The organism is Paraburkholderia sp. CI2 (assembly GCF_014201055.1).
Classification (GTDB): Bacteria; Pseudomonadota; Gammaproteobacteria; order Burkholderiales; family Burkholderiaceae; genus Paraburkholderia; species Paraburkholderia tuberum.
Genome location: NZ_JACHDL010000016.1, coordinates 80330 through 99560, shown reverse-complemented (window position 1 = coordinate 99560; position 19231 = coordinate 80330). Strand labels below are relative to the sequence as shown.

Below are 19231 nucleotides of genomic sequence, written 5' to 3'. Positions count from 1 at the left end.
CCGCCGCGTTCCGACCAATCGACGCGCGGCGGGTCCAGATCACCCCTAGATACAGATAGAGAAGAGAACCACATGGGCAAGGCAACCGGTTTTCTCGAGTTCGAACGTCGCCACGAGACGTACGAGGCTCCGCTCACGCGTGTGAAGCACTACAAGGAATTCGTCGCGGCACTGACCGACGACGAAGCGAAGATTCAAGGCGCGCGTTGCATGGACTGCGGCATTCCGTTCTGCAACAGCGGCTGCCCGGTCAACAACATCATCCCGGACTTCAACGACCTGGTGTTCCGTCAGGACTGGAAGAATGCGATCGAAGTGCTGCATTCGACCAACAACTTCCCCGAGTTCACGGGCCGCATCTGCCCGGCACCGTGCGAAGCTGCGTGCACGCTCGGCATCAACGACGACCCGGTCGGCATCAAGTCGATCGAGCACGCGATCATCGACAAAGCCTGGACCGAAGGCTGGGTCGCGCCGCAAACGCCGAAGCACAAGACCGGCAAGAAGGTCGCCGTGGTCGGCTCGGGCCCCGCGGGTCTCGCGGCCGCGCAGCAGCTCGCGCGCGCCGGTCATGACGTGACCGTGTTCGAGAAGAACGACCGGATCGGCGGCCTGCTGCGTTATGGCATCCCCGACTTCAAACTGGAGAAGTGGCAGATCGACCGCCGCATGCGCCAGATGGAAGGCGAAGGCGTGACGTTCCGCACCAACGTGTTCATCGGCAAGCCGGACTCGCTGCCGGCGCACATCGGCAACACGGCGAAGGAAACCATCACGCCGGCCGAACTGAACGAACAGTTCGACGCAGTCGTGATCGCCGGTGGTTCCGAAACGCCGCGCGATCTGCCGGTGCCGGGCCGCGAGCTCGAAGGCGTGTATTACGCGATGGAATTCCTGCCGCAGCAGAACAAGGTCAACGCCGGCGACAAAGTGCCGAACCAGCTCGTCGCGAAGGGCAAGCACGTCGTCGTGATCGGCGGCGGCGATACCGGTTCCGACTGCGTGGGCACGTCGAACCGTCACGGCGCGAAGAGCGTCACGCAGTTCGAACTGCTGCCGCAGCCGCCGGAAGAAGAGAACAAGCCGCTCGTATGGCCGTACTGGCCGATCAAGCTGCGCACGTCGTCGTCGCATGAGGAAGGCTGCGAGCGCGACTGGGCGGTCGCGACCAAGCGTCTCGAAGGCAAGAACGGCAAGGTCGAGAAGCTGATCGCCGCGCGCGTCGAATGGAAGGACGGCAAGATGGTCGAAGTGCCGAACTCCGAATTCGAAATGAAGGCCGACTTCGTGCTGCTCGCGATGGGCTTCACGCAGCCGCTGTCGCCGGTGCTCGAAGCGTTCGGCGTCGACAAGGATGCGCGCGGCAACGTGCGCGCCACGACCGAGGGCGACAAGGCGTACTACACGTCGGTGAACAAGGTGTTCACGGCAGGCGACATGCGCCGTGGCCAGTCGCTCGTGGTGTGGGCGATTCGCGAAGGCCGTCAGTGCGCACGTTCGGTCGATGCGTTCCTGATGGGGCATTCGGAACTGCCGCGTTAAGCGTCTTCAGCCGGTGTGCGTGCCTGGAGTTCCAGGCCGCGCGCGCCGGCCACGATTTGCAGGAAGACGTGGAGACGACAAGGCGCCCCATGAAGGGCACCTGTAGCGGGAAAGCAATGCAGTAAAAAAGAAACCGGGCTCGCCTGAAAGGGGGAGCCCGGTTTTCTTTTGCCTCGTCGCGGTGCGTTATGTCCGCCTCATTGGCGATAGCGCGCGAGCGTCAGACCGTCGAGATCGATCTCCGGTTTGCGCTGCGCGATCAGATCCGCGACCACGCGCGCCGAGCCCATCGACATCGCCCAGCCCGTCGAGCCGTGCCCGAGGTTCAGCCATAAGTTGTCGATGTTGCACGGGCCGAGCAGCGGCGCGCCATCGGGCGTCATCGGCCGGCGGCCGACCCAGAAGTGCGCGGAAGTCGGATTGGCCGCGTGCGGAAACCAGTCGCGCAGCACCGTGAGCAGCGTTTGCAGCGCCTGCTCGCGCAACGTCGTCTGGCGATTGCCGAGCTCCGCCGTACCCGCGATGCGCAGGTTGTTGCCGAAGCGCGTGATCGCCGTCTTCAGCGATTCGTCCATCAGTGCCGCCCGTGGCGCTTTTTCCTCGTCGGTCACAGGCAGCGTCGCCGAATAGCCCTTCACCGGATAGAGCGGCACCTTCACACCGAGCGGCGCGAGCAATGCCGCGCTATCGACGCCGAGCGCGACGACCACCGCGTCGGCCGGCAGCGTCTGCGCGCCCCGCTCGCTTTGAATACGCACGCCGCGCACCGTCGCTCCCTCGACATCGAGCGACGTGACGCGCGTGTCGAAGCGAAAGCTCACGCCATTGCGTTCACAGATCGCGCGCAGTTCGCGGGTGAAGCGCGCGCAGTCGCCGGCTTCGTCGTCGGGCAGATAGAGGCCCGAGAACGGCGCCTGACGCGCCCAGTGCAGACCCGGCTCGATCTCCGCGCACTGCGCGGCGCTGACTTCCCGATGCACGATGCCCCCATCGCGCAGCACCGCGAGCGCCGGCTGCGCGAGTTCGACGTCGTACTCGCTGCGAAACAGTTGCAGATAGCCCTGGCTGCGGCCGTAGTCGAACGGATGACGGCCGCGGAATTCGTGCAGGCAAGCGCGGCTGTAGTACGCGATGCGCTGCATACGCTGCTTGTTCACGCGAAAGCGGTCGAGGTCGCACTCGCGCAGCCAGCGCGCGATCCAGCGCCATTGGGCCGGATCGAGCGTCGGCCGGAAGATCAGCGGCGAGGCCGGCTTGAACAGGTACTTGAGGATTTTCGCCGGCATGCCGGGCGCGGCCCATGGCGTCACGTAGCCCGGCGCGATCACGCCGGCGTTGCCGAAACTCGTGGACAGGGCGACGTCCGGTTCGCGCTCGACCACCGTCACGTCGCAGCCTTGCTGGCACAGATAAAACGCAGTGGCGACGCCGATGACGCCGCCGCCGAGTACGATCGTTTTCATGATTGGGAACTGCGGTTTCAGACGATCTCAAGCAGCGGAGCCGGCCGCCCCGAGCACCTTGCCCTTCGTTTCCGGCAGGCACAACGCGGCGACGATCACGAGCAGATACCCCGAGCCCGCGACGATGCCCATCGCCTTCACGAGCGTCATCGTCTGCGCGAAGGTGCCGACGAGTATAGGAAAAAACGAGCCGAGCCCGCGCCCGAGGTTGTAGCAGAAGCCTTGTCCCGAACCGCGAATCTCGTTCGGATACAGCTCCGACAGATACGCGCCGATGCCCGCGAAAATCCCCTGCACGACGATGCCGAGCGGGAAGCCGAGTGCGAGCATCATCGTGTCGGTGATCGGCAGCATCGTGTAGACCATGCCGAGCACGAACGAGCCGACCGCGAACAGCACGAACGACGCGCGCCGGCCGATCCTGTCGCACAGAATCGCGCCGACGATATAGCCGGCGAACGAACCGACGATCAGCACGATCAGATAGCCGCTCGTATTGAACACCGACAGATGGCGCTCCGTCTTCAGATAGGTGGGCAGCCACGTCGTGATCGCGTAGTAGCCGCCGAGCATGCCGGTGCACAGCGCGCTGCCGAGCACAGTTGTCTTCAGATGCGCGGCTGAGAAGATCTGCATGAAGTGCGACGTGTTGATGCCGCTTTCGCGCGCGCGACGCGTCGCGAGAAAGATGTCGGGGTCGCTGACGTTGCGGCGGATATAGATGATCCATGCGGCGGGCAGCAGGCCAACCCAGAAGCACGCGCGCCACGCGTACTGTTCCGGCAGCAGCGCGAACGCCGCCCAGTAGACGATCGCCGCGGCCGCCCAGCCGAACGACCAGCTGCTCTGCACGGTGCCGACCGCCTTTGCGCGATGCTGTGGCGAGCGGATCGTCTCGGCCATCATGATCGTCACGACCGACCACTCACCGCCGAAGCCGATGCCCTGCAGCGTACGCGTGGCGAGCAACTGCCAGAACGACTGCGTGAAGCCGGACAGGAACGTGAAGATCGCGAAGGTGGCGATCGTCCATTGCAATACACGGACGCGGCCGTGGCGATCGGCAAGAATGCCGGCGAGCCAGCCGCCGATCGCCGACGAAATCAGCGAGCTGGTGGCGATCATGCCTGCTTCGCTTTTGCTCATGCCCCACGTCGCGATCAGCGTCGGAATGAGGAACGAGTAGATCATGAAGTCGAACGCGTCGATCGCGTATCCGCCGAAACCGGCGAATAGCGTGCGACGCTCGCGCGGGGTCAGCTCGGTGAACCATTGGAGAGAAGACATGTTTTGTTGTGGTCTCCAGGTTTCTTGTGCCTGCGGGGGCCGGATGGGAGGGTGTCCGTATTCTACGGGGATGCGGCGTCGTGAGGCCAGTTGGGGTCAAAAAGGGCGTGCGCGCGGTAACGGCCGATAAGGCACCGCAAGGGAACGGAAATCAGTGGGCCAACCGTCCCTCTTTTTTCTTACTAACCCCTACGATGTAACGCAAAACTTCCTGGTCAACGTTAAACTGCGTCTGCAGCCCCGGCTGCCCCACGCAATCCTCCTATACACCTGTCGCCCCCGATGTCCGTTACCGCGAAAAAACGTTCGCCTTTCCGCGCCCTTGCGAGCACGACCGTGCCCGTGGAGCGCGGCATGCCCGGCGAAGCGTCGGCGGCGCGGCGACGCTTTCTGAGGGGCTCGGCCGGTGCGATGCTGGCCGCGGGTTTCGGCAGCACGCTGCTGTCCGCCTGCGGCGGTAGTCTCGAAGCCGATCAGCCGGCTACGCCGCGGCTCGTGTCGGTCAGCAACTTCCGCGATGTCGGCGGCGCGGGTGCCGGCTATCTGACCGTCGACGGCAAACAGATGCGGCGCGGCGTGTTCTATCGCGCGAACGCGCTGACGCTGAGCGGCACCGACACGGCGACCGTCGACAAGCTCGGTATCGTGTCGGTCTACGACCTGCGCACGCCCGCCGAAATCGCACGCACCGCCGACGTGCTGCCGAGCGGCGCGACGTCCTCGACGCTGAACGTGCTCGGCACGAACGACTTCGTCGCGCCCCCGGTCGATTCTCCCGTCGACGCCGTCGCGTTCATGCAGGCACAGGCGCGCGCGTATGTGACGGGCGGCCCGCAGCGAGCCGCCTATGGCGCGCTGCTCGGCGCGCTCGCCGACGGCACGGGCGCGCAGCTATTCCACTCGAACGCGGGCAAGGATCGCGCGGGCTGGGTCGCGGCGCTGCTGCTCAGCATCGCCAACGTTCCGCTCGACGTGATCATGCAGGACTACCTGCTCAGCAACGTCTATCTCGCGCCATCGATCGCCGCGCAAACCACCACGCTGCGCGCGCAGGAAGGCGCGGCCATCGCGACGGCGAGAGCCCCGTTGCTCGACGTCGACGAGAACTATCTGCAGGCGGGCTTCGATCAGGTGCAGGCGAGCTACGGCACGATGGCGAGCTACCTGACGCAAGGCCTCGGTCTTTCCACGGCGACGGTCGACGCGCTGCGCAATCGGCTCGTGCATTGACGCGCTTCGCCGGCGCGCTTTGGTGGCCTTCCTTACAGCGCAAAAAAAAAGTCCGCCGCAGAGGTGCGGGCGGACCGGGAAGGGCTGCATCGAGGTTGCCGGGGGTGACTATAAGGCCGCACCCCGCGCGACAGTCGATGCGGTAAGGGCAGGTAAGTGTCCGGTGCGCGCCGCGTTTGCCTGCGAGCATCCTTACGACAGCGCCGGCTCCACCGGCAATTCGATCCGCACTTCGAGCCCCCCCTGCGCGTGATTGCGCACGAGGCAGCGTCCACCGCGATCGTGCGCGAGCCGCGCGACGATCGCGAGACCGAGCCCGCAATGGCCTTCGCCGCCGCGCGCGGCGTCGAGCCGCACGAACGGCTTCATCGCCGCGGCAATGCGGTCGTCGGGAATGCCGGCGCCGTGGTCGCGCACGCTGATCGTCCAATGACGGTCGCTGCACGCGGTCGAGATTTCCACCGGCGGCATGCCGTGTTCGAGCGCGTTGTCGACGAGGTTCGTCACGAGCCGGTCGAGCAGCGTGCGCGGCAGCGTGAACGAGGGGCCGGCGCGCAGATCGAGCGCGAACAGCGGGGTTTCGGCGGGGTCCGCCGCTTCGGCGGTTTCAGCGGCCTCCGCGTAATCGCCCGAGGAAAACTGCTCGCGCAAGAACTCGTCGACTTCGACGGGCGGTCCGGCGTCCGCCGATTGGCCCGCGAATTCGAGGAACTGCTGGACGATGTTGGTCAGGGAATCGACGTCGCGGATCAGGCCCGCGCGCTCGTTTTCGTCGACCAGCACGCTTGCGCGCAGCTTCAGGCGCGTGAGCGGCGCCTTCAGATCGTGCGCGACGCCGGCGAGCATCACCGCCTGGTCGTCGCCGGCTTCGTTCAGGCGCCGCATCATGTCGTTGAATGAGCCGATCAGCTCACGCAGCTCGCGCGGTCCCTGCACCGGCACGGGTTGGGGCCGGCCGCCCGAGCCGAATGCGCGCGACGCATCGGCCACGCGCGACAACGGCCGTTGCATCTGCCACACCGCGAACAACGACAGAATCAGCCCGGCGACCAGCATCGACACCGATTCGATCAGAAAGCGCGGCGGCGGCGGCAGGTCGACCGGCACGACGACCCAGTTCGACTTGCCCGGGACCAGCACCCACAGTTGCGGCGGACGCAGATCGTCGACGGCGATCTGCGTGCCGGCCGGCAGGTTCTCACGCAGGTGCCGGCTCAGTTCGACCACCATATGCTCGTGCGGCTCGCGCAGATGCACGCTGGTCGGCATGTTCCAGGTGGGCACCAGATGCACGCGCATCGCCGGCGCGAGCGCGGCGCCCTTGATCGGCTCGCCGTTGATCGCCTGCAGCACGAGCAGAATGCCGCGCGCGAAGCCGTCGATTTCGTGGCGCGGCGGCTGCATCGTCACCAGCACGAACCAGCTCGCCTGAATCGCGAACAGCACCGCCGCCGACAGCAACGCCATTCTGCCGAACAGCGTGTTCAGCGGATTTCTCATGCGCTCGGGGCGGCCCCGTCCTCGAAGGGTGTGCCGTTGGCGTCGGGCACGAACACGTAGCCCCTGCCGCGCACCGTTTGCACGTAGCACGGGTTCGACGGGTCGTCCTCGATCACGCGGCGCAGGCGCCAGATCGGTACGTCGAGGCTACGGTCGCGGAACGCGAGGTTGTCGCGATGCACGAGATCGTGAATCAGCACGCGCGACAGCACCTTGTACGGATTGTTGACGAAGATCTTCAGCAGCGCGAATTCGCTGTCGCGCAGCGGCAGCTTGGCGTCGTCGCGGGTCAGCGAGCGCGTGGCGAAGTCCAGTTCGAATGGACCGAAGCGATAGCGCTTGCGTGCTTCGGGCGCGCTCGTGGTGGACGGCCCGCGCCGGCGCAACACGGTCTGGATCCGCACGAGCAGTTCGCGCGGGTCGAACGGCTTGGTCAGATAGTCGTCCGCGCCGAGCGACAGGCCGACGATGCGGTCGGCCACCGTGCCGCGCGCGGTCACGAAGATCACCGGGATGTCGTCGCCGGCGGCGCGCAACGCGGTGAGCGCGCGCAGGCCGTCGGTGTTCGGCATCATGATGTCGAGCACGACGACCGACGGCCGCTCACGCTCGAGACGACGCTGCAAATGGGTGCCGTCATGCAGCACGGACGCATCGAAGCCGTTCGACTGCAAAAACTTGCAAAGCAGATCGCGTACGACCGGATCGTCGTCGACGATAAGGACCTGTGGATTCATGGCGAAATTCTAGACTGGCCCGCCCGACGCGCGACCGGGCATTTTCTTACCAACGCTTACTGTGCGCCGCTCGGTGCTGGCGGGCTCGCGCCGGGGCGGATCAGCGAAAGTGCAGCGCTTACTTTAGCACTGCCTGATCCGGCTCTGCGCGACGACAGGCACGCGATGACAACAGTTGGCAAGCACTCGAAAGCTCTCGCAAGCCCACGGAACGGATCGTAACAACCGCGCGAAAGCGTGCTTTGCTTCGCCCATCGTCGGCACCCGCGCGGCGCGATGATGCGTTCCGCAGCAAGTCGCGCCGCACGCCGAACGAGGCCCGCTGCCTCGGACGACGGCGCGCGGCGTTCAACCGATACCGGTGCGCAATGCGCGCCTTCGCGAGGTCCATCATGACGATCCACAATACGCTCAGTTCCACGCCTTTCTCCTTGCTGGCGAATAAGCCGGTCACGGAGAAGTCCGCCAGTTCAAACTCCACGGGCGCAGCGGCGAAATCGCAGCAGAGCGCCGGGCTCGGGCAGCCTGCACTGCCTGCGCCGGGGACGGGGCTCATCGGCCATCTGGTCAACACGATTGCGTGAATCGGCGAGGTCCGCGTGCCGTTATCCAGAACTACTGAGCAGCGGCGGCGCGCCGTGGCGTGGCTCGTTGCCGGCGCGCTGCTGTTGCCGCTCGGCGGCTGCGGCGCCGCGGCGCTGCCGTGCCGGGTCACGGCGGCGACCCTGAAAGTGCTGCCGGTCGTCGGCCATGCGGCGGCGACGCCTTTCGACATGTGCGCTTCCGCGATCGATTGAATCATGACGCTTACCCGGATGGTTGGTGCACTGATGCTGCTCGGCGGCGTGCTGTCGTGCGCCGCGCATGCACAGCTCGTCGCGCGCAGTGCGAAGGCGGCCAGCGCGGCATCGAATAGCGTCGTCACCGACACGCGGCGGCGCTCGCCGGACGCGCCGTTTTCGTTTCGCGGCGTCGCGCTCGGCATCACGATCGACGAATTCCGCGCGGGCTCGACCGTGCGCGCGACGCCGGTCGGCAGCGTGCCGATCTGCGAGACGGACGTGCAGGCCGGAGCGCTCGGCATGCGGCTGAAGTCGCACGATAGCCTGAGCGTCGCGTGCCGCTGGGGGCATCGCGATGATGAACGCTGGGCGGTGTCGCAGGCCGTGGTCGATGGTGCGCCGGCGCTCGAACACGTGATGCGCTTCGCGCGCATCGACGGGCAGGGCGCGCTGCGTCTCTACGAGATGTCGTTCGTGATCGACGAGCTGACCGCGGAGGATCTGCGCGACGCGCTCGAGGATCGTTACGGGCCGCCGCGTCTCGCGACGCGCAACGCGGCGGCGCCGGGCGCGATGCCGATGTACGTATGGGAAAACGCGGTGAGTTCGATCACGCTGTGCTTTCTGCCCGGCAGCCGCAACGGCACGCTCACGTATCTGCTGAAGGGCTCGGATGCGTGGATGAAAGCGCTCGTGCGGCAATGGCAGGCGAGCGGCGCCGATGCGGGCTGACGATTGCCAGGCAACCCTGATTACCGGTGCGATCCCAACGGCGAAACCGGGCGGTGTCCGGATAGGCCGCCTCACTTCGACTCCTTTCATCCTTTCCGCCACGGAGCCAGCATGACCGCGCTACGTCTCACCCTCGTGCTCGGCGCCGCGAGCTGTCTCGCGGCCTGTTCGAGCGCGCAGACCAGGTCGATCGTCGAAACGCCGATGGCGCCGCCGCTCGCGTCCGCGCCGTTGAACGTCAACACGCAAGGCGCGATCTATCAGGCCGGCGCGCCGCTGCTGCTGTATGAGACGCCGCGCGCGCAGCACGTCGGCGACGTGCTGACGATCCGGCTGTCGGAATCGTATAGCGGCAACAACAGCGCCAGCGCGTCGGCGAACCGCACGAGCAGCATCACCGCGACTGCCGCGGATCAATCGACGAATGCCGCCGCGCGACTCGCCAAACTGTTCAACATCGGCTCTGCCAGCACCGACTACAAAGGGCAAGGCAATCTGAGCGACATCAGCGACATGACGGGCACGCTAGCCGTGACCGTGATCGGCACGGTGTCGGGCGGCAATCTCGTCGTGTCAGGCGAGAAGGTGATCGCGATGAGCGGGACCCGCGACCGTCTTCGACTCTCGGGCATCGTCAATCCCAAGGACATCGAAGCAGGCAATTACGTCGCGTCGAGCAAGGTCGCGAACGCGCGCATCGAGCAGGCGGGCCTCGGCATGGTCAACGATGCGACGACGATGGGCTGGCTGCAGAGGATGTTTCTGAGTGTGCTGACGTTTTGACCGTCAGCCGGGTCAGCGCGGTGCGCGCGACACCGCGCTGCGCGTTACGTGCGACGCGTGGCCGCATCAACCGGCTTCGACCATCAGGCGCCGCTAACCGAGCGGCGGCGCAAGCCCGCGTTCGGCCGCGCCGATCTCGCCGTCCGGCACGAACACGTAGCCGCGTCCCCACACCGTCTGCACGTAGCGCGGTTCCGACGGGTCCACTTCGATCAATCGACGCAAGCGCCAGATCGAAACGTCGAGACTGCGGTTGCGATGCGCTTCGCTATTGCCGTGCAGTTTTTCGAGCAGCTGCGCACGCGTGAGCACGGTCATCGCATGCGTGACGAACACCTTCAGCATCGCGAATTCGCTCGAACGCAGCGTGATGCGTTCGCCGTCGCGGCGCAGTTCGCGCGCGGGGAAGTTCACTTCGAAGCGGCCGAAATGATAGGGCGCGCGCTGTTCGGGCGCGCCCGGCGCGATCGAGCCGCGACGCCGCAGCACGGTGCGAATCCGCGCGACGAGCTCGCTCGGTTCGAAAGGCTTGCCGAGATAGTCGTCGGCGCCGAGTTCGAGGCCGATCACGCGATCGATCGGATCGGCGCGCGCGGTCAGCAGGATCACGGGAATGTCGTCGCCGGCGACACGCAAGGCGCGCAGCGCGCTGATGCCGTCGAGCTCCGGCATCATGATGTCGAGCACGACGAGCGCGGGACGCTCCTGCTGCAATCTGCGCTGCAACGCCAAGCCATTTTCCAGCATGGCGACCTTGAAGCCGCGGCCGTGCAGATATTCGCTGACGAGCTCGCGTACGACGGGATCGTCATCGACGATCAGGATGGTCTGGTTCATTCAGGTCATCTTAGTGATGCGCACGGGCCGCGCAAAGCGTATACCGCTTTCCAATCCTTTCCCGTGTAAGGCGCTGCAAGCGAAAGAAAAGCCGCGAGCACTCAGTGGGGCGACGGGAAGGCCTGCGAGGTTTGCAGGGTCTGCTGTTGCTGCGCTTGACGCGGGAAATCGGTCCGATCGACCACCATCCGCTCGATCAGTCCGCCGAGCTTGACCGAGGCCGACGAAAAACGGTCGGCGTTCAGGCCGCCGGTCTGATAGCGCGCGGTGACCAGAATGCGGCCACTCTGGATCAGCGTCAGATCGATGATCGACAGGTACTGGATCGATTCGTCGCTGAACGAGCGGCGGCCATAGTCGATCGCGGCGTTGTAGACGAGCCGCGCTTCGCAGTCGGCCGGCGAGGTGCCCGGATTGTAGACGTCCGAACGAATACCGCGCCGCTCGAGCGCGAGCTGCAGCGCCGGCACGAAATCGCCGACCGACACCGTCGGGTTCACTTCGATGCAGACGTGCTGCAAATCCGCGGGCCGGCCGTTGACGAAGGTCGGCGACGAGTAGTTCGACGCGATCGCGTAGCCGGCCTGGATGACGGAGCCGGTGGCGTCGGCGGCCTGGATCAGCGTCCAGGCGCAGCCGTCGAGCGCGAGCGTCAGCGTCGCGGCGAAGGCGGCGAGGGCGCAACGGCGCCGGCATATCAGCGAGGCGACCAGACACAGGCGCGAATGCCTGGTTGCCGCTGGCGCGCGCACGGTCAGCGACGAGGTCATGAGGCAGCGCCCGATCCCGGTCACGAAATGCGATGGAGCATCAAAAGCAGCGACGGCCGCGCGCTCAGCGCGTCACGCGCAGTCGCAGTTCGTTCTGACCTTGCACGCTCGCGGTGACGTTCACGCGACGGGCGTCGGTGGTCACGACGAAATGCTGGCGCACGGGTGTGTTGACGTCGTGCACGACGCGCGGAAAGCAGGCGGCGATGTCGGCGCCGAGTTCTTCGAGCGGATCGTTGATGACGCCGTCGGCTTGCCAGTGCGCGCGCCAGTGGCAGTCGTACGCGTGCGTGCTGGCGCGGCAATCGTCCGTATTGGAGACGCCCGGCAGTTGCGCGGCGGTCTCGTTTGGCAGTCGCCGGAAATCGCTCGCATCGACGATGTGCGTGAGCGCCGCGCAGATATCGGCGGGTTGGTTCGGCCCGGTCGTTTGCGCGGCATCGACGGCGTTCGTGAGCAGCAGCGCCGCGCCGCAGGCGAGCGCGATGCGCGGGAGCAAAGACGGGAGCAAAGGTGAAACACGGCGAGCGAATGACATGGGCGAGGAGTCCGGAGAGCGGTTGCGATGAAAGACGTGACTGACATCAACGAAGGCCGGCGCATGGCGCGGCCCGTACGACTATCGTCGCTGCTCGCAGGCATTTGCAAAGCGCGGAACAGCTTGCACGCTCCGCAAATGCTTTCGAACTCTTCTCGTGTCTTTCCGGATGTTGCGCCCGGAGGTGCCGGCGCGCAGGCGAGGCTTAACCGAGCGTCAAGCCGCCATCGATGTGAATCACCTGGCCGGTGATATGGCGTGCCGCGTCGGACAGCAGGAATGCGATCAGCGCGGCGACGTCGTCCGGTTCGGCAACATGACCGAGCGGCGTGGCTTCGGCGGCGTGCGCCCACACGGCCGCGTTGTCGGCGCTTGGGCCGCGATCCTTGCGCGTGTAGCCCGGCGCCACGCAATTGACGGTCACGCCGAGCGGCGCGAGCTCCGCGGCCGCCGTTTTCGCAAGCGCTTCGAGTGCCGCTTTCGCGGCCGCCGTCGCGGCGAATGGCGCATCCGCGCGATAGCGATGCGCGACGAACGAACTCAAGGCGACCACGCGACCGCGCTTCGATGTTTCGAGCGCGGGCATCGCGCGCCGCACGAGCGCGGCGAAGGCGGCTGGCATCGCGGCGAAGGCGGCGCCGAAGGTGTCGGGATCGAGCGCGGCCAGCGTTTGGCGCTGCGCATGGCCGGCGTTCGCGACCAGTTGATCGAGCGCGCCGAAGCTCGCGAGCGTCTGATGGATCACGTGCTCCGCCGCGCCGCGCTCGGCGAGGTCGCCGAACACGGTCGCGCAGCGTGCGCCGCTTGCCGTGCAGTCGGCGGCAACCTGCACGAGCCGTCGACGGGAGGCGTCGTCTGCGCCGCGCGCGTGCAGCATCAACGACGTATGCGGCGCCGCGAGGCGCCGTGCGAGCGCCGCGCCGATGCCGGAACCGGCGCCGGTGATCAGCACGACGCGAGCGGCGGTGCCGTGCGCTTCGCTGACGTGAGCGCCGCTCGCGTCGCTCACGCCGCTACCGCTTCGACAGAACGCTCGACGTCGAGCGTTTCGTCATGGAACGCTGCGAGCGATTCGCGATGCGCGACGCTGACGATCGCAGCCTTCGGCAACCGCTCGGTGAACAGCCGATAGAGCCGCGACTCGTTTTCCGCGTCGAGCGCGCTGGTCGCTTCGTCGAGGAACAGGTAGTCCGGCTTGTGCAGCAGCACGCGCGCGGCGGCGAAGCGCTGCTGCTCACCCGGCGACAGCACGCGAGTCCAGTGCGCCGCTTCCTGCAGACGGTCCGCGTATTCCGACAGATGGCAGGTGATGAGCGCGTCGCGACATTCGTCGTCGCTATATGTGTCCGCCGCCGACGGATACGCGAGCGCCGCCTTCAGCGTGCCGATCGGCATGTAGCTGACCTGCGGGATGAACATCATGCGCGCGTTGACCGGTGCGTCGATCGAGCCGTCGCCGAACGGCCACAGGCCCGCGAGCGCGCGCATCAGCGTGCTCTTGCCGGCGCCCGACGGACCGCGCACGAGCCAGCGCGAGCCCGGCCGGATCGCGATATCGCGGATGCGCGACAGTGGGTTGCCATTGGGCAGCGCGAGCTGGAGGCTGTCGGTGGTAAGCGTGTTGCTGTCGACGAAATGCAGATTGATGCCGCCATGTTCCGTGGCCGGCGACACCGATTCCTTCAGACGCGGCGAATGCACGACGCGCTTGAATTCGCGCAACCGGTTCACGGTCGCGCGCCATTCGACGAGGCTCGTATAACTGTTGATGAACCACGAGAACGAATCGCTGACCGTGCCGAACGCGCTCGAAATCTGCATCAGCACGCCGAACGTGAACGCGCCCGCGAAGTAGCGCGGCGAGGCGACGACGATCGGGAAAATGATCGCGATCTGACCGTAGAAGCTCAGCACGAAGGTCAGGCGCTTCGTGTACTTCATCACCTGCCACCAGTTGTCGCGGATGCGGCCGAACAGCGTGCGCGCGTTCGTCTTCTCGGTTTCCATGCCGTTGTAGAACGCGATCTGCTCGGCATTCTCACGCAGCCGGATCAAGCCGAAACGGAAATCGGCCTCGACTTTCTGCGCCTGATAGTTGATCGACACGAGCGGATGGCCGACCTTCTGCGTGATGAGCGAGCCGACCACCGCATACAGCGCGGCGGCCCACACCATGTAGCCGGGGATCTGCAGCGGCATGCCGCCGAGCGAGATGCTCAACGCGCCCGCGAGCGACCACAGGATCGTGATGAACGACACGAGCGTGACGACGGTCGACAGCAGATCGAGCGTCAGCGACAGCGTGGTGGTCGCGAACGACTGCAGGTCGTCGCTGATCCGCTGGTCGGGGTTGTCGGCGAGGCGGTCGCGCTCGATGCGGTAGAACGCGCTGTCGTCGAGCCACTCGTTCAGGTAGCGGGTGGTCAGCCACTGGCGCCAGCGGAAGCCGAGCATCTGGCGCAGATAGCGTCCATACACGGCGAGGATGATGAAACCGAACGCGAGTCCGGTAAAGATCATCAGCAGGTGCGGGAAGTCGTGGACGTTCTTCGCCTGCAGCGCGTTGTAGAAGTCCCTGCTCCAGCTATTCAGGCGCACGTTGATCCAGACGACGAGCAGGTTCATCACGATGATCGTGACGAGCAGCCCCCACGCGATGCCTCGTTCCTCGGAAACCCAGTAGGGCTTGATCAGGGTCCACGCGGAGACCTTTTCGTCGGGCGGCAGCGCGGGGCTGGCGGAAGTATGTGGTGTCATGAGCGTCCTGATGAAGTGCTGACCCGAAGTGCCATTCCGGCGTACGGGTCCGATCTGGTTGACCCATGTCGGGCGATCCCGCGAACTGCGGGCCCCTTTGCGAGGGCGTGGCTGCCGCGGGTCTGCGATACCTGGCCGGGCATCGCGCCATCACGCTCGATGAACGCGAGTCCGGACTGGCGCCCGATTCTGGCGTGACGCCCTTAAGCGAAAATTAATTTTCGGGGCCGGCATCCGCTGCGCTGCCGCCGCCACGCATGCGGCCACGAGCGTCGCGCGCGCCGCGTTTTTGCGGCACCGGTCACGGCATTGTGCCAGAGCGCCGGGCCGCTTCGCACCGGCATCTCGATAGACGGTGCCAGATCAAAATTGGGGTGGCGACTGCGGAGCGCTGGTTTGCGGGCGCCGCGCCTTTTATGGTCTAATGACCTGCGACGAAACAGGGGTGCTTCGCCCACAGGCGGCATGACTTTCATGCCGGGGCGGCGAGGCTGAGAGAGACCCTTTGCACCCGATCCGGGTAATACCGGCGCGGGAAGTTTCCGGAAGCAACCGTCTTCCATTCCCCGCCGGGCGGCGAGCGCAGCTCACATGTGCACGTCGTGACCGGCCGGCTTCACCCGCCGGTTTCGTCCTGGGTACGTGCGTTTTTGGCCGTACGGAAAGGACTCGATTACCGCCTATTCTTCAGACATGCATTTTTCCCTTCGTCACGCCGCCTCGGGCGAGCCGTGCCGTTTTGGTTTTGCCCACCGCAGTCGAACGGAGCGCGCGCGATGAACCGTCCCGCCCGACCCGATTTCGCCGTGCTCGGCGGCGGCCTGTGCGGCCGCCTGGTCGCGTGGCGCCTCGCTGGCGACGGGCATCGCGTGGCGCTCTACGAGCGCGGCGATGCCACCGGTTCGCAGGCTGCCGCGTGGGTCGCCGCCGCGATGCTCGCGCCGCTGGCAGAGGCCGCGAGCGCCGAGCTGCTGATCACGCGGCTTGGCGCGAGTTCGCTCGAAAGCTGGCCGCGCGTGCTTGCCGAACTGCCGGAGCCGGTGTTTTTCCAGCGCAACGGCACGCTCGTCGTCTGGCATCACGCGGATCGCACCGAGGCGCCGCTATTCGAGCGGCGCGTGCGTGCGAACGCGCCGGCCGAGTTGCTCGACGGCGGCTTCGTCGCGTTGGCGGGCGCGCAGCTCGGCGCCGCCGAACCCGCGTTGGCCGGCCGCTTCAGCCAAGGCTGGCTGCTGCCGCGAGAAGGCCAGCTCGACAACCGCCAGGTGTTGTCCGCGCTTGCGGCCGGGCTTGCCGAGCGCGGCGTCGACACGCACTGGAACACGCCGATCGACGACGCATCGCTGCCCGAGGCCGGCATCACCATCGATTGCCGCGGGCTCGGCGCGAAGCCGGTGCTGCCGACGCTGCGCGGCATCCGCGGCGAAGTTGCGCGCGTGCATGCGCCTCACCTGCAGCTGACGCGCCCGGTGCGGCTACTGCATCCGCGTTACCCGCTGTATATCGCGCCGAAGCAGAACGGCCTCTACGTGATCGGCGCGACCGAGGTGGAGGGCGAGGACATGTCGCCCGTCAGCGTGCGTTCGGCGCTCGAGTTGCTGAGCGCGGCGTTTTCGGTGCACCCGGGCTTCGGCGAGGCGCGCATTCTCGAGCTGAATTCGCAGTGCCGGCCGACCTTGCCCGATCATCGTCCCGCGCTGCTGTGGGACGGCGCGCGCACGCTGCGCGTGAACGGCCTGTACCGGCACGGCTACATGATCGCGCCCGAAGTCGCCGACGAAGCCGTGCGCTTCGCGAGCGCGCTGCTCGACGGCCGCGTCGGTGATGCCGACGCATTCGCCGGCTGGCGGCGCGACTCACGCTGGAGCGAGCTGTTCCAGCAGCATTTCGCGTGCGAGCCGGCTCGAGCGTAGCGGCCAACGTGCCGCGCGCGATGCCGCTTGCGCCATCGATTGAACCGTATTCGAACACCATGGACATTCATATCAATCAGAAGCCGTTGTCGTTGCCCGAGGGCGCGACTGTCGCCGATGCGCTCGCCGCCTTTGGCGCGCGTCCGCCGTTCGCGGTCGCGCTCAACGGCGATTTCGTCGCGCGTGCGCAGCATGCGGCGCGCGCGTTGCAAACGGGCGACCGGCTCGACGTCGTGCAACCGGTCGCGGGCGGCTGAGCGCGACCGCGCCAGCCTCTCGCTTACCGAACGCAACAACCGTCGCCGAAAACCCATTGCCGCAACGCGGTCGGTTCTAGCCGCGAGGGCAAACCAGGATGATGCAAATGACTTCTCACGAGACCGCCGACGCGCTGACGCTATACGGTCAAACTTTTGCAAGCCGCGTGCTGCTCGGCACATCGCGCTATCCGTCGCTGCAATCGCTGTCCGATTCGATCGACGCCGCGCGCCCCGGCATGGTGACGGTCGCGCTGCGCCGTCAGATGAACGAGGGCCACGCCGAAGCCGGCTTCTTCGATCTGCTCAAGCGCCATGGCGTGCCGCTCTTGCCGAACACGGCGGGTTGCCTGAGCGTCGGTGAAGCGGTGACGACCGCGCACATGGCGCGCGAAATCTTCGAGACCGAGTGGATCAAGCTCGAACTGATCGGCGACGACTACACACTGCAGCCCGACCCGGTCGGCCTGATCGAAGCCGCCGCGCGGCTCGTCAAGGATGGCTTCAAGGTGCTGCCGTACTGCACCGAAGATCTGGTGATCGGCCGCCGTCTGCTCGACGCCGGCTGCGAGGCGCTGATGCCGTGGGGCGCGCCGATCGGCACCGGCAAGGGCGTGATCAATCCATACGGGCTGCGCGTGTTGCGCGAGCGGCTGCCGGACGTGCCGCTGATCGTCGACGCCGGGCTCGGCGTGCCGTCGCATGCGGCCCAGGTGATGGAGTGGGGCTTCGACGGCGTGCTGCTGAACACGGCCGTGTCGCAGGCGACGCACCCCGACGCGATGGCGCGCGCGTTCGCGCTGGGCGTCGAGGCGGGTCGGCAAGCGTATCTCGCGGGCCCGATGGCCGAGCGCGAGAGCGCGCACGCGAGCACGCCGGTGATCGGCATGCCGTTCTGGCATCAGGATGGAGGTGCCGCATGACTCAGTCGTTGACGCTGAAGGACCGCGATCTGTTCTGGCCGACGGCCGACGAACTCATCGAAGCCGCCGAGCGCATCCGCGCCCGTCTCGGCGACTGGCCGCCGACGCACGCGCCGTGGCGCATCTGCCTGATCGCACCCGACGAACCGAACGGTGGCGACCTGATCGTGACCGCCGACGCACAGCAGCACGGCGAGCAAATCGCGCGCTGGCTGACGCGGGGTGCGGGCGTGATCGTCGCCGCGGAAAACCACGCGACGCTGCATCTGGGCGGCGAGAAGTACGGCCTCGAAGGCCATCTGGCGGAAGACTGGATTCCCGCGCTTGCCGCGTTCCTCGACTGCGGTTTCGATCCGCACGACGCGCTGGTGCTCGCGCTCGCGTGGCGCGATGGCGACGAGACCCGCGCCGACGATGCTTTCCCGGCCGACCTCGCTCGCTTTCCGCGCCTTACCGACCTGCCGGCGGCACCCGCCAAGGCGTTCCCGCGCTGCCCGGCAAGGCTCGGCCTGTATCCGGTGTTGCCGACCGCGGACTGGGTCGAACGGGTGGTCGGCTTCGGCGTGAAGACGGTGCAGTTGCGCCGCAAGTCGGCCGAACCCGCCGACGAGCTGAAGCGCGAAATCGCGCGCTGCGTGGCGGCCGGCCGCGCGCACGACGCGCAGGTGTTCATCAACGATCACTGGCAGGCGGCGCTCGAGGCGGGCGCGTACGGCGTGCACCTCGGCCAGGAAGACGTGCATACCGCGGATCTGTCCGCGCTGGCTGACGCGGGCATCCGCCTGGGCCTGTCCACTCACGGCTTCTACGAGATGCTGAAGGCGCTGCATTTCCGGCCGAGCTACATTGCATTGGGCGCCGTGTTCCCGACCACGACCAAGGTCATGCCGACCGCGCCGCAGGGTTTGCGGCGCCTCGCACGCTATGTGCGGCTGCTCGACGGCGTGGTGCCGCTCGTCGCGATCGGCGGGATCGATCTGCAGGTGCTGCCGGACGTGCTCGCGACCGGTGTCGGCTGCGCGGCCGTGGTGCGCGCGGTGACGGAAGCGCCCGACCCGGCCGCCGCCTTGTCTGCGCTGCAACACAAGTTTACGCAATAATCGTCAGGCATAGTCACGGAACGGGGCACCTCACGGCAGCTTTTGCATGATGGCCCTATAATTCGGCCTTCCCTGTAAAA

General features: G+C 66.7%; 19 protein-coding genes and 1 riboswitch. Of the genes, 10 read left to right on the top strand and 9 right to left on the bottom strand.

From position 1 onward, the window contains the following. The first annotated feature begins 72 nt into the window (after positions 1-72). Complete coding sequence (locus HDG32_RS21840) at positions 73-1542, top strand: glutamate synthase subunit beta (RefSeq protein WP_184070644.1); 1470 nt, start codon at positions 73-75, stop codon at positions 1540-1542. A gap of 197 nt (positions 1543-1739) precedes the next feature. Here HDG32_RS21840 and HDG32_RS21835 read toward each other — a convergent pair whose 3' ends face one another. After that, on the bottom strand, positions 1740-3005 hold the full coding sequence (locus HDG32_RS21835) for a D-amino acid dehydrogenase (protein WP_184070642.1): 1266 nt from the start codon (positions 3003-3005) through the stop codon (positions 1740-1742). 27 nt (positions 3006-3032) lie between these two features. Further along, positions 3033-4292 carry an MFS transporter gene (locus tag HDG32_RS21830; protein ID WP_184070640.1) on the bottom strand — a complete coding sequence of 420 codons (1260 nt, stop codon included), beginning with the start codon at positions 4290-4292 and terminating at the stop codon, positions 3033-3035. Between the two features lie 354 nt (positions 4293-4646). On the opposite strand from HDG32_RS21830, the gene HDG32_RS21825 reads away from it, so the two are divergent. Continuing rightward, the gene (locus HDG32_RS21825) at positions 4647-5522 is read left to right on the top strand and encodes a tyrosine-protein phosphatase (protein WP_184070638.1); all 876 of its coding nucleotides are present in this window, start codon (positions 4647-4649) and stop codon (positions 5520-5522) included. 192 nt (positions 5523-5714) lie between these two features. On the opposite strand, the gene HDG32_RS21820 is transcribed toward HDG32_RS21825, so the two are convergent. Beyond that, on the bottom strand, positions 5715-7022 hold the full coding sequence (locus tag HDG32_RS21820; protein WP_184070637.1) for an ATP-binding protein: 1308 nt from the start codon (positions 7020-7022) through the stop codon (positions 5715-5717). Beyond that, complete coding sequence (locus tag HDG32_RS21815) at positions 7019-7759, bottom strand: response regulator (protein ID WP_184035675.1); 741 nt, start codon at positions 7757-7759, stop codon at positions 7019-7021. The genes HDG32_RS21820 and HDG32_RS21815 overlap by 4 nt, the downstream gene beginning before the upstream one ends. Before the next feature lie 392 nt (positions 7760-8151). Here HDG32_RS21815 and HDG32_RS21810 point away from each other — a divergent pair, with 392 nt between their 5' ends. From HDG32_RS21810 to HDG32_RS21795, 4 genes are all read left to right on the top strand, one after another. Further along, positions 8152-8343 carry a hypothetical protein gene (locus tag HDG32_RS21810; RefSeq protein ID WP_260336552.1) on the top strand — a complete coding sequence of 64 codons (192 nt, stop codon included), beginning with the start codon at positions 8152-8154 and terminating at the stop codon, positions 8341-8343. A gap of 54 nt (positions 8344-8397) precedes the next feature. Next, entirely contained in the window at positions 8398-8556 is a 159-nt protein-coding gene (locus HDG32_RS21805; RefSeq protein ID WP_041734448.1) for a DUF6726 family protein, read from the top strand. A gap of 3 nt (positions 8557-8559) precedes the next feature. Continuing rightward, on the top strand, positions 8560-9273 hold the full coding sequence (locus HDG32_RS21800) for a hypothetical protein (RefSeq protein ID WP_184070630.1): 714 nt from the start codon (positions 8560-8562) through the stop codon (positions 9271-9273). A gap of 111 nt (positions 9274-9384) precedes the next feature. Next, a complete protein-coding gene (locus HDG32_RS21795; RefSeq protein ID WP_184035706.1) occupies positions 9385-10056 on the top strand; it encodes a flagellar basal body L-ring protein FlgH in 672 nt (223 codons plus the stop codon). Between the two features lie 93 nt (positions 10057-10149). On the opposite strand, the gene HDG32_RS21790 is transcribed toward HDG32_RS21795, so the two are convergent. The 5 genes from HDG32_RS21790 to HDG32_RS21770 all read right to left on the bottom strand — a co-directional run bounded on the left by HDG32_RS21790 (position 10150) and on the right by HDG32_RS21770 (position 14958). Beyond that, on the bottom strand, positions 10150-10893 hold the full coding sequence (locus tag HDG32_RS21790; RefSeq protein WP_184070628.1) for a response regulator: 744 nt from the start codon (positions 10891-10893) through the stop codon (positions 10150-10152). A 101-nt stretch (positions 10894-10994) separates the two neighbouring features. Continuing rightward, positions 10995-11663 (bottom strand): hypothetical protein, encoded by a 669-nt coding sequence (locus HDG32_RS21785; protein ID WP_184070626.1) that lies wholly within the window; start codon positions 11661-11663, stop codon positions 10995-10997. Between the two features lie 64 nt (positions 11664-11727). After that, complete coding sequence (locus tag HDG32_RS21780) at positions 11728-12201, bottom strand: hypothetical protein (protein WP_184070624.1); 474 nt, start codon at positions 12199-12201, stop codon at positions 11728-11730. Positions 12202-12406: 205 nt separating this feature from the next. Further along, a complete protein-coding gene (locus tag HDG32_RS21775) occupies positions 12407-13210 on the bottom strand; it encodes an SDR family NAD(P)-dependent oxidoreductase (protein WP_090802109.1) in 804 nt (267 codons plus the stop codon). Then, positions 13207-14958, bottom strand: coding sequence for an ABC transporter ATP-binding protein/permease (locus tag HDG32_RS21770; protein WP_184070622.1), 1752 nt, complete (start codon positions 14956-14958; stop codon positions 13207-13209). Before HDG32_RS21770 ends, HDG32_RS21775 begins: the two co-directional genes overlap by 4 nt. A 431-nt stretch (positions 14959-15389) precedes the next feature. Continuing rightward, positions 15390-15513: riboswitch (TPP riboswitch) on the top strand. 221 nt (positions 15514-15734) lie between these two features. Between HDG32_RS21770 and HDG32_RS21765 the strand changes: the two genes are divergently transcribed. The 4 genes from HDG32_RS21765 to thiE all read left to right on the top strand — a co-directional run bounded on the left by HDG32_RS21765 (position 15735) and on the right by thiE (position 19151). Next, the gene (locus HDG32_RS21765) at positions 15735-16871 is read left to right on the top strand and encodes an FAD-dependent oxidoreductase (protein WP_184070620.1); all 1137 of its coding nucleotides are present in this window, start codon (positions 15735-15737) and stop codon (positions 16869-16871) included. 59 nt (positions 16872-16930) lie between these two features. After that, a complete protein-coding gene (thiS, locus tag HDG32_RS21760; RefSeq protein ID WP_026225709.1) occupies positions 16931-17128 on the top strand; it encodes a sulfur carrier protein ThiS in 198 nt (65 codons plus the stop codon). 107 nt (positions 17129-17235) lie between these two features. Continuing rightward, positions 17236-18051, top strand: a complete 816-nt coding sequence (locus HDG32_RS21755) for a thiazole synthase (RefSeq protein WP_184052290.1) — start codon at positions 17236-17238, stop codon at positions 18049-18051. After that, positions 18048-19151 (top strand): thiamine phosphate synthase, encoded by a 1104-nt coding sequence (thiE, locus tag HDG32_RS21750; protein ID WP_184070618.1) that lies wholly within the window; start codon positions 18048-18050, stop codon positions 19149-19151. Before HDG32_RS21755 ends, thiE begins: the two co-directional genes overlap by 4 nt. Positions 19152-19231 lie beyond the last annotated feature (80 nt).

Bases quoted from the DNA above. Each gene is read 5' to 3' on its own strand.
- HDG32_RS21840 (WP_184070644.1), top strand. From the start codon at position 73: ATGGGCAAGGCAACCGGTTTTCTCGAGTTCGAACGTCGCCACGAGACG.
- HDG32_RS21835 (WP_184070642.1), bottom strand. From the start codon at position 3,005: ATGAAAACGATCGTACTCGGCGGCGGCGTCATCGGCGTCGCCACTGCG.
- HDG32_RS21830 (WP_184070640.1), bottom strand. From the start codon at position 4,292: ATGTCTTCTCTCCAATGGTTCACCGAGCTGACCCCGCGCGAGCGTCGC.
- HDG32_RS21825 (WP_184070638.1), top strand. From the start codon at position 4,647: ATGCCCGGCGAAGCGTCGGCGGCGCGGCGACGCTTTCTGAGGGGCTCG.
- HDG32_RS21820 (WP_184070637.1), bottom strand. From the start codon at position 7,022: ATGAGAAATCCGCTGAACACGCTGTTCGGCAGAATGGCGTTGCTGTCG.
- HDG32_RS21815 (WP_184035675.1), bottom strand. From the start codon at position 7,759: ATGAATCCACAGGTCCTTATCGTCGACGACGATCCGGTCGTACGCGAT.
- HDG32_RS21810 (WP_260336552.1), top strand. From the start codon at position 8,152: ATGACGATCCACAATACGCTCAGTTCCACGCCTTTCTCCTTGCTGGCG.
- HDG32_RS21800 (WP_184070630.1), top strand. From the start codon at position 8,560: ATGACGCTTACCCGGATGGTTGGTGCACTGATGCTGCTCGGCGGCGTG.
- HDG32_RS21795 (WP_184035706.1), top strand. From the start codon at position 9,385: ATGACCGCGCTACGTCTCACCCTCGTGCTCGGCGCCGCGAGCTGTCTC.
- HDG32_RS21790 (WP_184070628.1), bottom strand. From the start codon at position 10,893: ATGAACCAGACCATCCTGATCGTCGATGACGATCCCGTCGTACGCGAG.
- HDG32_RS21785 (WP_184070626.1), bottom strand. From the start codon at position 11,663: ATGACCTCGTCGCTGACCGTGCGCGCGCCAGCGGCAACCAGGCATTCG.
- HDG32_RS21780 (WP_184070624.1), bottom strand. From the start codon at position 12,201: ATGTCATTCGCTCGCCGTGTTTCACCTTTGCTCCCGTCTTTGCTCCCG.
- HDG32_RS21770 (WP_184070622.1), bottom strand. From the start codon at position 14,958: ATGACACCACATACTTCCGCCAGCCCCGCGCTGCCGCCCGACGAAAAG.
- HDG32_RS21765 (WP_184070620.1), top strand. From the start codon at position 15,735: ATGAACCGTCCCGCCCGACCCGATTTCGCCGTGCTCGGCGGCGGCCTG.
- thiS (WP_026225709.1), top strand. From the start codon at position 16,931: ATGGACATTCATATCAATCAGAAGCCGTTGTCGTTGCCCGAGGGCGCG.
- HDG32_RS21755 (WP_184052290.1), top strand. From the start codon at position 17,236: ATGACTTCTCACGAGACCGCCGACGCGCTGACGCTATACGGTCAAACT.
- thiE (WP_184070618.1), top strand. From the start codon at position 18,048: ATGACTCAGTCGTTGACGCTGAAGGACCGCGATCTGTTCTGGCCGACG.